General features: G+C 62.8%; 13 protein-coding genes and 1 pseudogene. 4 read left to right on the forward strand and 10 right to left on the reverse strand.

The annotated features are described in order from the left end of the window. Positions 1-18: 18 nt before the first annotated feature. The 3 genes from BLU37_RS20670 (at position 19) to BLU37_RS20675 (ending at position 3,056) form a co-directional block, all read left to right on the forward strand. The gene (locus tag BLU37_RS20670; RefSeq protein ID WP_090208312.1) at positions 19-1,158 is read left to right on the forward strand and encodes a glycerate kinase; all 1,140 of its coding nucleotides are present in this window, start codon (positions 19-21) and stop codon (positions 1,156-1,158) included. Between the two features lie 100 nt (positions 1,159-1,258). Beyond that, complete coding sequence (locus BLU37_RS29085; RefSeq protein ID WP_232000365.1) at positions 1,259-1,399, forward strand: hypothetical protein; 141 nt, start codon at positions 1,259-1,261, stop codon at positions 1,397-1,399. Beyond that, positions 1,392-3,056, forward strand: coding sequence for a SulP family inorganic anion transporter (locus BLU37_RS20675; protein ID WP_010451526.1), 1,665 nt, complete (start codon positions 1,392-1,394; stop codon positions 3,054-3,056). Before BLU37_RS29085 ends, BLU37_RS20675 begins: the two co-directional genes overlap by 8 nt. A 156-nt stretch (positions 3,057-3,212) precedes the next feature. On the opposite strand, the gene pncA is transcribed toward BLU37_RS20675, so the two are convergent. The 7 genes and pseudogenes from pncA to BLU37_RS20710 all read right to left on the reverse strand — a co-directional run bounded on the left by pncA (position 3,213) and on the right by BLU37_RS20710 (position 8,544). Further along, the gene (pncA, locus tag BLU37_RS20680) at positions 3,213-3,866 is read right to left on the reverse strand and encodes a bifunctional nicotinamidase/pyrazinamidase (RefSeq protein ID WP_090208315.1); all 654 of its coding nucleotides are present in this window, start codon (positions 3,864-3,866) and stop codon (positions 3,213-3,215) included. A gap of 186 nt (positions 3,867-4,052) precedes the next feature. Then, a complete protein-coding gene (locus tag BLU37_RS20685) occupies positions 4,053-4,838 on the reverse strand; it encodes an anti-sigma factor family protein (protein ID WP_090208318.1) in 786 nt (261 codons plus the stop codon). Further along, positions 4,835-5,332: an RNA polymerase sigma factor gene (locus tag BLU37_RS20690; RefSeq protein ID WP_197678412.1), complete on the reverse strand. Its 498-nt coding sequence runs from the start codon at positions 5,330-5,332 to the stop codon at positions 4,835-4,837. Before BLU37_RS20690 ends, BLU37_RS20685 begins: the two co-directional genes overlap by 4 nt. A 54-nt stretch (positions 5,333-5,386) precedes the next feature. Then, a complete protein-coding gene (locus BLU37_RS20695) occupies positions 5,387-5,929 on the reverse strand; it encodes a tetratricopeptide repeat protein (protein ID WP_090208322.1) in 543 nt (180 codons plus the stop codon). A gap of 216 nt (positions 5,930-6,145) precedes the next feature. Next, positions 6,146-6,241, reverse strand: a pseudogene (locus tag BLU37_RS20700) (DUF1348 domain-containing protein); the annotation flags it as partial. 1 nt (position 6,242) lies between these two features. Beyond that, positions 6,243-6,806, reverse strand: coding sequence for a TetR/AcrR family transcriptional regulator (locus tag BLU37_RS20705; RefSeq protein ID WP_090208325.1), 564 nt, complete (start codon positions 6,804-6,806; stop codon positions 6,243-6,245). A gap of 100 nt (positions 6,807-6,906) precedes the next feature. Next, positions 6,907-8,544, reverse strand: coding sequence for a methyl-accepting chemotaxis protein (locus tag BLU37_RS20710; RefSeq protein ID WP_090208328.1), 1,638 nt, complete (start codon positions 8,542-8,544; stop codon positions 6,907-6,909). A gap of 220 nt (positions 8,545-8,764) precedes the next feature. On the opposite strand from BLU37_RS20710, the gene pssA reads away from it, so the two are divergent. Next, the gene (pssA, locus tag BLU37_RS20715; RefSeq protein WP_090208331.1) at positions 8,765-10,108 is read left to right on the forward strand and encodes a CDP-diacylglycerol--serine O-phosphatidyltransferase; all 1,344 of its coding nucleotides are present in this window, start codon (positions 8,765-8,767) and stop codon (positions 10,106-10,108) included. A 164-nt stretch (positions 10,109-10,272) separates the two neighbouring features. On the opposite strand, the gene efeO (BLU37_RS20720) is transcribed toward pssA, so the two are convergent. From efeO (BLU37_RS20720) to efeO (BLU37_RS20730), 3 genes are read right to left on the reverse strand one after another with little or no spacing between them, the layout of a single operon-like run. Continuing rightward, positions 10,273-11,097 (reverse strand): iron uptake system protein EfeO, encoded by an 825-nt coding sequence (gene efeO, locus BLU37_RS20720; protein WP_010451542.1) that lies wholly within the window; start codon positions 11,095-11,097, stop codon positions 10,273-10,275. A 25-nt stretch (positions 11,098-11,122) separates the two neighbouring features. After that, positions 11,123-12,433, reverse strand: coding sequence for an iron uptake transporter deferrochelatase/peroxidase subunit (gene efeB / locus BLU37_RS20725; protein WP_090208335.1), 1,311 nt, complete (start codon positions 12,431-12,433; stop codon positions 11,123-11,125). Positions 12,434-12,451: 18 nt separating this feature from the next. Then, the gene (gene efeO, locus BLU37_RS20730; protein WP_090208339.1) at positions 12,452-13,645 is read right to left on the reverse strand and encodes an iron uptake system protein EfeO; all 1,194 of its coding nucleotides are present in this window, start codon (positions 13,643-13,645) and stop codon (positions 12,452-12,454) included. Positions 13,646-13,651 lie beyond the last annotated feature (6 nt).

Genomic DNA, 13,651 nt, shown 5'->3' on the forward strand with positions numbered 1-13,651 from the left:
AGAACCGGAGAAGCCCCCATGAAAATCATCATCGCCCCTGATTCCTTCAAGGACAGTCTGAGTGCCGACGGTGTCGCCAAGGCCATTGCCCAGGGGCTGGCCGAGGTACTGCCGCAGGCGCAACTGCTGCAGTATCCCATGGCCGATGGGGGCGAGGGCACGGTGGAGTCGGTACTCGCCGCCTGTCAGGGCGAACTGCGCACCGAGAGCGTCCAGGGACCGTTGGGGGCCTGGGTGCAGGCCCACTGGGGCTGGTTGCCGCAAACCCGCACGGCGATCATCGAGATGGCCGAAGCCAGCGGTTTGCAGTTGGTGCCGCCAGGCCAGCGGGATGCCTGCATCACCAGCACGTATGGCACTGGCCAGTTGATCGGTGCGGCGCTCGATGCCGGGGCACTGCGGATCATTCTGGCCATTGGCGGCAGTGCCACCAACGATGCCGGCGCCGGTGCCTTGCAGGCCCTCGGCCTGGGGTTGTTCGACGCTCAGGGCCGCACGCTGGCCCGTGGCGGCCTGGCCCTGGCCGGGCTGGGGCGCATCGAGACCGCGGGGCTCGACCCACGCCTGGCCGAAGTGCGCTTCGATATCGCCGCTGACGTGAACAATCCCTTGTGTGGCGAGCACGGCGCGTCGGCGATCTTCGGTCCCCAAAAGGGTGCTTCACCCACCCAGGTGCAAGCGTTGGACGCCGCGCTCGGCCACTTTGCCGATCTGTGCGCCCAACAGTTGCCCAGAGATGTCCGTGACGAACCGGGCAGTGGCGCGGCCGGCGGGTTGGGGTTTGCCGCCAAGGCTTTTTTCGGCGCGCAGTTCCGGCCGGGAGTGGAGGTGGTCGCCGAGCTGGTCGGCCTGGACCAGGCGGTGCAGGGCGCCGATCTGGTGATCACCGGCGAAGGCCGTTTTGATGCGCAGACCTTGCGTGGCAAGACGCCTTTCGGTGTGGCCCGGATCGCCCAGCGACATGGCGTGCCGGTGATCGTACTGGCGGGCACCCTGGGTGAAGGTTACGAGCAGATGTATCAGCACGGAGTCGATGCGGCCTTCGCCCTGGCTTCCGGGCCGATGAGCCTGGAGCAGGCTTGTGCCGATGCGGCGGTGCTGCTGTCGGCTCGGGCGCGAGATATCGCCCGCGTCTGGAGACTGGCGGCGGCGCGCTGAGTGGTGGCGAGCGGGTTTGCCTGCTCGCCACAGGAGGATGGTGTCCTTCAAACGAATCGGCGTTAAGCTTGCAGACAGTTCGTTTGTCAGGAGACGCTCGATGGTTCGTGCACGACCGCAATTGATCAGTGCCAAGCTGGAAAAACTGCACCTCACCCCAGTCACCGTCGGCCTGCAAGAGGTCGCCCGCAAGCTAAATGCCCGCTGCCTGCCTGGATGGACTGGGCCCATCGATGCGTGAACCCTCCCTGCAAAATATCGCTGCTGCACCCGTCCAACCGCGTCGTCTGGGCCCCGATCTGGTCGCCGGCCTGTCGATTGCCGGCTTGCTGTTGCCGGAGGCGGTCGCCTATTCGAGTATCGCCAACCTGCCGCCCCAGGCCGGGGTGATCGCCCTGTTTGCCGGGCTGCTCTGCTACGGCCTGTTTGGCACCAGTCGTTTTGCAATCGTCTCGGCCACTTCGTCGTCGGCTGCCGTGTTGGCGGCGGCGACGCTGTCAGTGGCGGGTCCCGACATGGCCTTGCGCCTGACCATGGCCATCGGCCTGGTGCTGATCACCGGCCTGATGTTCCTGCTCGCCGGCCTGTTCAAGCTGGGCAGCATGACCTCGTTCATCGCCAAACCGGTGCTGCGGGGTTTTGCCTTCGGTCTGGCGGTGACCATCATCCTCAAGCAGTTGGCGAGCATTGTCGATGTGCACCCGCAACACAGCGACCTGATCCGTTTCGTTCCGGAGCTGCTCGGGCAACTGCCCGATTGGAACTGGGCAGGGGCGGCGGTCGCGATCGTGGCGCTGGTCTTGCTGACGCTGCTCGGACGGTTTCGGCGTGTGCCGGGTGGTCTGCTGGTGGTCATGCTGGGCGTTGCGGCGGGCAAATGGCTGGACCTGCCGAGCCATGGCATCAACCTGATTGGCGTCATCGACCTGCAACTGGCGGTACCGTCGCTGCCGCGCCTGGGTTTCTCCGATTGGTTGAAGCTGGTGGAGCTGGGCTTTGCCCTGGTAATGATCCTGTATGCCGAGTCCTATGGTTCCATCAGCGCCTTTGCCCTCAAGCATGGTGATCGGGTCAGTTCCAACCGCGACCTGCTGGTCCTTGGCGGCGCCAACCTGTTGTCCGGACTGTTCCACGGCATGCCGGCCGGTGCCGGGTATTCGGCGACGTCGGCCAACGAAGCCGCTGGGGCGACTTCACGTTGCGCCGGCGTAGTAGCCGCGCTGGTGGTACTGGTGATCGTTGCGACCCTGCTGCCACTGATCGCGCTGACACCGGAGCCGGTGCTGGCGGCGATCGTCATCCATGCGCTGGCCCGGGCGGTCAGCCTGGAACCGCTGCAGCGTTATTTCGTCTGGCGGCGCGATCGTTTCCTGGCGATCTGTGCGGTAGGTGCGGTGTTGTTGCTCGGTGTGCTGGATGGTCTGCTGGCGGCGGTGGCAATCAGTCTGATGCTGATGCTGCGGCAGATGTCCTCGGCGGTGGTGCAGGTACTCGGGCATCTGGCCGACGGGCACGATTTTGTCGACTGCCAACTGCATCCGCAGGCGCGGCAGGTGCCAGGTGTGTTGATCCTGCGCCCGGGCGAGGCGCTGTTTTTCGCCAATGCCGAACGGATCCTGCGCAGTGTGCAGCGCCTGGCGCGTCAGCAGGGATCGCAGGTCCGCGCGGTGATTCTGAGTCTGGAGGAGTCGCCGGATCTGGATGGGACCAGTATCGAGGCCTTGCAGGATTTTATCGTGCGCTTCAAGGGCGAGGGTAAGCAGTTGCTGTTGGCGCGGCTCAAGCACGGGGCGCATCAGGCGCTGCTGGGGTTGCCTGAGGAGGTCTTGTCTGCGGTCACCCTCAGTGAGCTGAGTGTGCATGCGGCGGTGCAGCAGGCCCATGCGGCAAAAGGCTAGGGCACTGCCTGGCACGCCGTAAGCCCTTGTGGCGGATGGGCTGGGCTTGCGGGCCTGTCCGCGGGCAAGCCACGCTCCTACAGAAAAGGTGTCGTACGGGAAGTAGGTGCACGACGCATACCCGGTGGTGAATAGGCCGTCATGGCCTGAGCATCCTTACAGGGACATGAGCGCCTTGGCGTTCATGAATTGCACGCCGGCAGCCTCCATCTCCTCCATGGCCCGCTTCAGCGATCCATCCAGGTCAATGGCACGACAGGCATCGGGGATCAGGGTGGTCGTGAATCCCGCCGCCCGTGCATCCAGCGCCGACCAGGCGACGCAATAGTCCAGGGCCAGGCCGACCAGATACACGGTGTCGATTCCGCATTCACGCAGGTAGCCTGCCAGCCCGGTCGGCGTGCGGCGGTCGGCCTCGACGAATGCCGAATAGCTGTCGATCTGCGCATTGCAGCCCTTGCGGATCACCAGCCGGGCATGGGGCAGTTGCAGGTCGGCATGCAGTTCGGCGCCGTGGCTGCCCTGCAGGCAATGGTCGGGCCACAGCACCTGGGTGCCATAGGCCAGTTGCACGATCTCGAAAGGTTGGCGCCCCGGATGGCTGCTGGCGAACGAGGCGTGCCCGGCCGGGTGCCAGTCCTGCGCAATGATCACATTGCGAAAACGGCTGGCCAACTGGTTGATCAGCGGCACGATCTCATCGCCACCGGTGACGGCCAGGCGGCCGCCGGGGATGAAGTCATTCTGCACATCAATCACGATCAGGGCGCAGCGTGGGTCGTTCAGGGGCAGGCTGGCGGGATGGGGCATGGGCATGTCCTCGTCTGTCGAATTCGATTGGCTACCGAGCATACAAGCATGGCGCAGCTACGGGTGTCTGCAGCTACTGCAGGATGTCGTAAGCGCTCCATGGCATCAGGGGTAGGCTGTTGGCTGCGCAGCCATGAGCAAAAGCCCCAGGGCATGGTGGAGTGTGCGAGTTGGCTGCACAAGCCACTAGGTCGCGAAGCGCTGGCGAAGAAGATCGGCCATGACATGCAGTTCGGCTGCCGGGTTGCGTCCGATCAGCATATAGGCATGAGTCTGGCCGACCCAGAACACCACGTTCATGCCTCGGCGGACTTCCTCGGTCGGCGGTCGCGTACCTTTCTGCGCCCGGGTGATACACAACGCCAGCGGCCCGTATTGCGTGTCCATATAGGCCAACTGGGCTATCGGCTCGCTGTCGTATTCCAGCATCTGTGCACGCTTGAGTTGAGCCCCCGGCAGCAGCACCTGATCGGGTTCCAGCGTCAGTCCGAGGTCCTTGTCGAGGGTGCGTAACTGCGCCCGCTGCGCGGTTTCATCGTTCGGCAGGTTATCCAGGGTCTGCTTGGTATAAAGCGTCATGTAGTCGGCGACCACACTGCGCCAAGTGGCCTCGCTCTGTTCCTTCGGTGCCTGCCAGACCTGGAACAACCGGTCGGCGGCAACGCCCGCGACCATGAACCCGGCTGCGACCGCGAGGAACCTGCGGCGACTCATCGACGGTCTTGCCGGCTGCGCGCCCAGCGTTTCAAGCATGTCGGCGAGGCGGCTGTGCGGCGCTTGCTCCAGCAACTCATCGTAGGCTTGCTGGAAGGGCATGCTGCTGCGGCCCAGCCAGTCGATACGCGCGGCGACCGCGGGGTTCTCGGCAATGGCGACGGCCACCCTGGCCCGTTCCTCGGCATCCAGCTGGTCGTCGATAAACGCCACCAGCAACTCATCGGATGGCATGTGGTGAGAAAACTGGTCTGTCATTGCCGTTCTCCGCTGGTTGAGGTGGGCACGGCACGCAGCGGCGGGTTCTCCGCCAGTTTCGCGCGTGCGGCGGCGAGTCGGCTCATGACCGTGCCGATCGGCACCTCTAGAATGTGAGCCACTTCCTTGTACGACAGGCCTTCAACATAGGCCAGGAACACGGTTTCGCGTTGGGCTTCGGGCAGTGCATCGACGCGCCGGATTACCTGTGCAGCGAGCACATGGGTTTGCACCACCTGCTCGCCGTCGAAGGCCAGCACTTCGTCGGCATCGACCTGGCCCTGACCCCGGCGTACGCGCTGGGAGCGGATCTCGTTGAGCCAGATCGAATGCAGGATGCTGAACAGCCAGCGATCCAGGCGAGTGCCGGCCACGAACTGTTCAGCACGCTCCAGCGCCCGTACGCAGGTGGCCTGTACCAGGTCTTCGGCGAGATGTCGTTGCCGGGACAACAGCAGGGCGTAACGCCACAGGCGTGTCAGGTGCTGGCCCAGTTCGGCTCGGATTTCCTTGTCGCTGGCGATGGCAGCCTCCGCGTCTATCGCTGATCAGCCCTGGATCGGATGGGCGATAGCATCGGCCAGGTCTTCATAGGCTTCGCACTGGGTGCCGCAGAGCGACCTGATGGTCTGCAATTGTTCCTGGGCGAGATCCAGACGGCCCTTGATCACATAGGCCTCACCCAGGTATTCGCGTACCTGAGCGTAGTTTGGATCGAGCTTTACCGCCCTCAGGTAATAGTCGATACCTTCGTCGGTACGCCCCAGCTTGCGGGTCGCGTAGCCGCGATAGTTCAGCGCCTTGGCGGTGTTGGGGTTGTTCAGTGTGTCGAGTACGTTCAGCGCTTCCTGGTACTGCTGGTTCTTGGCCAGGCTGTAGGCATAGTCGGCGCGGTCGTCATCACTGGCGCGACTGCTCACCAGGGGTTCGCACTTGTTGGTTTTCGGGTTCCACACCTGCTGGCTGGTGCACTTGGGCTTGGGTGGCTGCGGAGTATCGCCGGCAGCCAATGCCAGGGTGCTCGACAACGAAGCCGCCAGGCAGCTGGCAATCAGGAAAGGAACGCTGAAAATGTTTTTGCGATGGCTCATGGTGTAAGGCTCCGATGTCAGCAGCAAGGAGAACGCCTGGGCGTCGATTTTTATTCGGGATGTCAGTCAATGATTCCAGGCGAGCGCTGGACAACATGCCTCGCTGGTTGTTGATTGAACACGCCAGGTTGCGGATTTATTCATGGGCCGGTAGAAATATTTTCAGGTCGTTCACACGCCGGAGCATGCGAACGACCGCTGATAGTCGTTGCGGCCTTACAGGCCGAGGTCCGACAGGCTTGGATGATCATCGGGACGACGCCCCAGCGGCCAGTGGAACTTGCGTTCCTCGGCCTTGATCGGCAGGTCGCTGTTACAGCGCCAATAACTTCCGCGCCATGCATTGCGCATTATCGGCTGCACCGTGGTCACCCATGACCAGTGCCACGGTAATGGCGCCGTCGATCAGGATAAGTAGTTGCCGGGCAACCACCAACGGATCGTCGATGCCATGTGCTTCACAGAGCTCGACGAGGTAGTCGAGCAGTTTCTGTTTGTGTTCCTTGGCCAGCAGGCGGATCGGATCCTGCGGGTCGCCGGTTTCGCCAGCCGTATTGATGAAGGCGCAGCCGCGAAAACCCTCGGACGTGAACCAGCCTGTCAGCACGCTGAACAGGTTGAGCAGGCGTTCGCCGCTGGTGGCGGCCTTGTCGACCTCGTCGCGGTACCACTGCATCCAGCGCACGTCACGCCGGCGCAAGGCTTCGACCGTCAGGCCGTCCTTGGTACCGAAGTGCTTGTAGATACTTTTGCGCGCAACACCGGAAGTCTTTACCAGCAGATCGATTCCGGTGGCGTGGATGCCACTTTGGTAGATCAACTGCTCGGCAGTATCCAGAAGGGTGTCACGGGTCGGGTTCGGCGTATTTTCGTTCATGGGAGAGAGAGTAGAACGATCGTTCTCTCTGGTCAATCCCTGTGTCGAAATAAACCCTTGGCAGGTGGGTTGCCGTCCCTGGCAACCGAAAGGGCGGGGTTCAGACCTTGAAGAAACTCACCTTGCGCGTCAGGTTATCGGCCAGCGCCGACAGTTCCCGGCTGGACAGGGCGACCTGATTGGAGCCCACCGAGCTTTCCATGGCCGCATCGTGGATGCGGGTGATGTTCTGGTTCACTTCCTGGGCCGCAACCCCTTGCTGGGTGGAGGCGCTGGCGATCTGCGCGTTCATGTCGTTGATCGCACCGACTTCCTGCCGAATGCGGATCAGCGCATTTTCCGCAATACGTGTCTGCTCGACGGTGTGTTGGGCCATCTCGCGGCTGTTGCGCATGATCTCGGCGGTCTTGCCAGCGCCGGACTGCAACTGCCCGACCATCTCGCGGATTTCCCGGGTCGAGTCCTGGGTGCGGGTCGCCAGCGAGCGGACCTCGTCGGCCACCACGGCAAAACCTCGTCCCGCCTCACCGGCGCGGGCGGCTTCGATAGCAGCGTTCAGCGCCAGCAGGTTGGTGCGCTCGGCAATCGAGTTGATCACTGCGACCACGTTTTCGATGGCCTGGCTGTCATGGGACACACGCCCGACGGATTCGGCGGCCTCATCGAGCACTTCGGCCAGGCGCTGCATATCGCTGGCGGTGGTTTGCACCACCTGCTTGCCGCTTTCTACCGCGTGGTCGGCGGCGTTGCTGGCCTGTGCGGCATTTTGCGCATAGGCGGCGATTTCATGCACCGTGGCCGCCATCTGGTTGACCGCCGTGGCCATGCGTTGGGTTTCCCCGGTTTGCAGGCGCATCTGTTCGCTGTTGCTGTCGGAGCTGGCCTGCAGTTGCGAGGACGAGCCGATCAGATCATGGGCCACGGCACGAACCTCGGTGATGGTTTCGGCCAGGTGACGGTTGCTGGTCTTCAGTGCGCCCATGACGCTGTTGGGGTGACGTGTTTCGATCACACCGTCGAGTTGGCCGTTGGCCAACTGACGGATCGCGTCGGCGACGACTTCCGGCTCGGCGCCAAGTGTCGACTTGAGGTTGCGGATGATCAGCACCGAGACCAGCACGCTGAGCAATACGGCGATGGTGGTGACCAGCAGCATCAGCGTGGCGAAGTGGCTGGCGGTGGTGCGTACTTCGGTCAGTTGCTTGCCGATCGAGGCTTCCTCCCAGTCGATCAGGGCATTGATGCGTTTGAGCCATTCCTTGTAGGCCGGGGAAATATCGGACAGCAGGAAGGCCTGGGCCTTGTCCATGTCGCCCTGTCGGCGCAGCTCGATCAAGCGGGCGGTGAGGGCCAGGGTGGTGCGCTCGGTGCTCTTGATGTCGTCCAGCAGACGACGTTCGGCGTCCGAAGCCCCCATTTTGGCGAAAATCGCGTCCATCGGTTGTGCCGAAGCCTGATAGTCGGCGTTCAACTTCTCGATATTGCCGAGGTGGTTCTGCAGGCCGGCATTGTCACGCACCAGCACTGCATCGCGGATGGCGATGGCACGGTCATGCACGCTGCCGCGAAAGTTGATTGCATAACGTTGTTTGACCGCGCTGTCGTCACTGACATCGGTCAACGTCGAGTCGATCAGGCCGACCCGATTGACCCCGATCAGGGTCACCAGGGTCAATAGCGAAAGCACCAGCCCAAAGCCCAGTCCAAGGCGTTTGGCGATTGTCAGAGAGCGGGGCATTTCAGGTTTCCTTAGCGTAAACGCAGGATTGATATCAGAGGGCCATTATTTTGGTGAAGTTGTAGCGTGTTACAAGGGGTAGAGCTCATTTGTTTTATTTATCGCCGCAATGGGATGAATATCTCGCTGTTGGCGGTAATGTCCTGTTCGAAGACGAGCGTCACAGGCAAGGCATGGTGTAAGCTCATGGGCCTTCCGCATTCGACCCTTAGCGAGCCCTATGCCGTTGCTCTTCAAACGCTCCCTGTTGCCCAAACTGCGCAGCTTCCCAATGACTGCCGATGCCTTGACCATCCTGCCTTCGGCCGCCGAGTTCCGGCGTTGTCTGCTGGAGCGGATTGCTGCGGCGCGGCAGCGCATCACCCTGGTGGCGCTGTATCTGCAGGAAGACGAGGCCGGGCAGGAAATCCTCGATGCCCTGCATGCGGCCAAGGCGGCCCGACCAGAGTTGGAGATCGTGGTGGTGGTCGACTGGCTGCGTGCCCAGCGCGGGTTGATCGGTGCGGCCAAGCAACCGGGCAACAGCGCCTGGTACCAGGCGCAGACCCGCGCTCATGACACCGAGGTACCGATCTACGGTGTACCGGTGCAGACCCGCGAGTTGTTCGGCGTGCTGCACCTCAAGGGCTTCATCATTGATGACTGCGTGATTTACAGCGGCGCGAGCCTGAATAACGTTTATCTGCACAAGTTCGACAAGTACCGTTTCGACCGTTACCACCTGTTGCACAACCAGGCCCTGGCCGATTCGATGCAAGGGCTGGTGCAAAAGGAGTTGCTGGCTTCCCATGCGGTCTGCCGCCTGGATCTGCCGAGCCTGCCGACCACCCGCAGCCTGCGTGGCGGTATCGGCGACCTGCGCAGCCGGCTGAAAAGCGCCCAGTACGATACCCGTGCCGGCGGCGAGCCGAGCTTCAATCTGTCGGTCAGCCCGTTGCTCGGCCTGGGCAAGAACAACCCGTTGAGTCGGGTGATCTGCGAACTGATCGGCGCCAGCCAACTGCAACTGACCCTCTGCACGCCGTACTTCAACCTGCCGCTGGCGGTGACCCGGGAGATCAACCGGGCGCTGGAGCGTGGTGTGAAGATCGACATCATCGTCGGCGACAAGACCGCCAACGACTTCTACATTCCGCCAAGCGAGCCGTTCAAGGTGATCGCGGCGCTGCCGTACCTGTATGAAATCAGCCTGCGGCGTTTCGCCAAGCGGCATCAGGCGGCGATCGACAAGGGGTTGCTCAACCTGCATCTGTGGCGTGACGGTGACAACACCTATCACCTCAAGGGCATGTGGGTTGACCAGCGCTACACCTTGCTGACCGGCAACAACCTCAATCCGCGGGCGTTCCGGCTGGATCTGGAAAACGCCTTGCTGATCGATGATCCGCGCAGCGAACTGCTGGATGTACGGGCCCGGGAGCTGGAGTTGATCATGGAAAATACCCGGCGGATCGGCAGTTTCCGTGATCTGGAGACGCTGCTCGACTACCCTGAGGCGGTGGGCAAGTTCCTGCGGCGGGTGAGCAGGGTGAAGATCGAGCGGTTGCTCTATCGGATGCTCTGATCCAGTGGGGTAGGCGGTTTGCTGGCGATAGCTAGGCGTCTGGCACCCTAGTCTTCCTGACTGGCCGCCTTCGGCGGATCGCCAGCAAGCCGGCTCCCACATGGGCAGTGCCCATGGAACGAACGTGCAGCTCCAGGCAGCAGTGTACTGCCTGGAGCAGAACCTCAGTTCAGGCCCAGCTTGCCGCGCAGGGTCGACAGGTCTTCAGCCAGTGTGGTGACCGGGCCAACCAGGGCCTTGCGGTCAGCGTCCTTGACCTTGTCGTAGGTCTCGAAACCACCGTCCTTGGTCTTGTACTTGGCGAGAATCTTGTCCACGGTGGCGAAGTTCTTGTCGACCTTGGCCGCAAACGCCTTGTCCTGCTTCTCGATCTGCGGACGGAACAGGTCGACGATCTTCTTCGCGCCGTCGATGTTGCCCTGGAAGTCATACAGGTCGGTGTGGCTGTAGCGGTCTTCCTCGCCGGAGATCTTGGTCGCGGCCACTTCTTCGAGCAGGGCGGCAGCGCCACCGACGACTTTCTCTGGTGGGAAGGTCAGACCGGCCACGCGGGCCTGCAGGTCTTTCACGTTCTTGTCCAGGCCATCGGCGAGGTCGCCCAGGCCCTGGGTGGTGTTCTCGGAGAACAGGCTGTACTCCAGGCGGTGGAAACCGGTGAAGTCCTCGGCCTTGACGCCTTTTTCGTGGTCGTCGACGCGCGAGTCGATGGCCGCATCAAGGTCACTGAACAGCTCGGCGATCGGCTCGATCGACTCGTAGTGGACGCGAGTCGGTGCGTAGAGCTTCTTGGCGGTGGCCAGGTCGCCTTTCTTCACCGCGTCGGTGAACTGCTGGGTTTGGCTGGCCAGTTGATCGAGCTGCTCGGTGACGTAGATCTTGTAATCCGAAACCGGCCCGACGAGGTCCAGGGGGGCTGTGGCCGCGAGAGCCGAAAGCGGGGTGTGGAGCAGGCCGACGGCCAGCAACAAAGCAAGAGGCGACTTCTTCATGAGCATTTCCCAGGTGAGTTAAGGGTTAAGCCTTGGTTTTTTGTTGTGTTGCAGAAAGCAGCGAACGACCGATGAAGTCCTGATCGCCGGTTACTCCTGGCAAGGTGAAGAAATAACCGCCGCCGATCGGCTTGAGGTATTCCTCCAGTGGCTCGCCGTTGAGCCGGGTCTGGACCGTGATGAAACCCTGCTCCAGGTTTGACTGGTAGCAGATGAACAGCAGGCCCATTTCCAGCTGACCGTTCTTGCTGACCCCGTTGGAGTAGTTGAACGGCCGGCGCAGGATCAGGTTGCGCTGGGTTTCGGCGGTACGTGGGTTGGCCAGGCGGATGTGGGAGTCGAGTCTGATCCGTTTGCCTTCCGGGTCCTTGCTGTAGTCCGGCACTTCGGCTTCGGTCTTGCCGCCGATAGGGGCTCCGGTGGTTTTCTCCCGGCCGAAGATGCTTTCCTGCTCCTGCAGCGGGGTACGGTCCCAGCGTTCGACCAGGTTGCGGATGATCCGCACGGCCTGGTAACTGCCATTGGCGGCCCAGGCCGGCTCGTCGCTACCGGCTTGAACCCAGACGATGCGGTCCATGGCGCTGCTGTCGTTGGAGTCCGGGTTGGCCGAGCCATCACGGAAACCGAGGAAGTTGCGTGCACTCTGGGCCGGTTCACCCGGCTTGGTCGGTGCCTGCGGCGGTACGCTGCCTTCCTGCTTCCAGCGCACCAGCAGCAGGTCCGGGGTGTTCTTGACGATATCGCGCAGGGCGTGGATGTTGGTGTCCGGGGTGTTGGCGCAGAACTGGATGCTCAGGTCGCCATGGCACAGATCCGGTTGCAGTGCATCGTTGGGAAAACCGACCATCTGAATCAGCCGCTTGGGCTTGACCGATTCCAGGCCAAAACGCTCATCGAACAGTGAATTGCCCACCGACACGGTGATGGTCAGGTTGTCCGGGGTCACGACCGGGCCGAGGATGCCGGAGTCCAGCGGTGGCAGTTTCGGGTCGACCTGTTTCACCGCGCCACCGCTCATCAGAAAGGCGATGCGCTCGTTGAGGGTGCGGAACAGGCGCTCGAGCTCCTTGCGGTCGCTGGCCAGGACGTCGAATGCGACGAGCATGCCGGCGGCCGGGCGAGGGGTGACGATGCCGGTCTGGTGCTTGCCGTGGAAATCGTGGTGGTCCTGGGTCTTGTCGCTGCTCGGAGCCTGGGTGACCTGTGCCTGCGCAGCAGCCATGGCCGGGCAGCTCAGGGCGCTGCCGGCGATGGCTGCACCGGCCACGCCCATGCCCAGCAGAACGCGGCGGCGGTCAGCGGAAAATTCGTTGTTGCGCTGTGATGAATCGCTCATGTTTGGTTCGTCTGCTGGTTAAAGGCCGGAAAGGCCAAGGGCGGGATCGATTCCATCGAGTGCATCGGCCAGAGCCTTGGCCTTGTCGCTGATCTGCTTGCGTTTTTCGGCGCTGACGGTGTCATAGGTGACGTAGCCGTCGCCGCTGCGCAGGCTGTTGAATTGCGCATCGAGGGCTACCGCTGCGCTGTCGAGCTGGGGCAGCAGGTCGGCGGCCGACTTCACCAGCAGGGGCCGCAGCAGGTCGATGACCTTGCGCGTGGCCTGCAGGTTGCCGGCAAAACCGTTCAGGTCGACATGGCTGTAGCGTTCCTCTTCGCCGCTGCTGGCGCGGGTGTCGGCGAGACTGCGCATGCTGCGGGCGACGATGCTGACCAGTTGCTCCGGTGGCAGCGACTGGGCCAGCAATTGCTGCTTGAGGGTGGTCACATCGGCTTGCAGGCGTTCGACCACCGGTTTCAGACCGTCGACGCTGCGCTGCTGGAACAGGCCGTATTCGATGCGATGGAAACCTCCGAAGCCTGGGTCCTGCTCACGTTTTTCGTAGTAATCGGCGCGGGCGTTGATGGCATTGTCCAGTTCGGAGAAGCGCTGGGCGGCCGGAGCCAGGCCCTGATAGGCGGCGCGGGCCGGGGCATAGAGCGCCTGGGCCTGGGCCAGATCGCCGGCGGCAATCGCCAGCTGAAGGGCGTCGACCGCCTTGATCAGCGCGCTGCCCTGGGTGCTCAGATAGACGCGGAACTCCGACAGCGGACCAATGAAGGCGGTCATCGACGGCCGGGCCTTGGCAGCGGCTTCCGACGCGGCGGTGGGGGTCACATGCAGGGTGCCGCGCGGGTTGCTCAACAGGCCGCAGGTAATCGCGTAATCGCCGGGGGCAAGGTTGGCATTGATCACCTGGCTCAGGCCCGGCGCGATGTTTTCACGCTCTTCGAGCACCAGCACGCCATCGAGAATTTCCCATTCCACCGCGCGGTCGGACTGGTTGACGATGCGGAAGCTGTTCAGTCCGGCCGGCACGGTCAATGCGTTCGGGTCGCAACTGTGGGCTAGGATGTTGACGGTGATTTCGTTGTGATGGCTCTGACGCTTGCTCGCCGCCAGTTGCGAGGCGTAGTAGAACAGTCCACCGGCCGCGATCATCACGATCACCGAGCCGGCTACCGCCCAGCGCAAGGCTTGGGGCGGTTTGCCAGTTGCAGGGTTGGACATGGTTAA

Origin of the sequence: Pseudomonas asplenii (genome assembly GCF_900105475.1) — a bacterium.
GTDB classification, from domain to species: Bacteria; Pseudomonadota; Gammaproteobacteria; order Pseudomonadales; family Pseudomonadaceae; genus Aquipseudomonas; species Aquipseudomonas asplenii.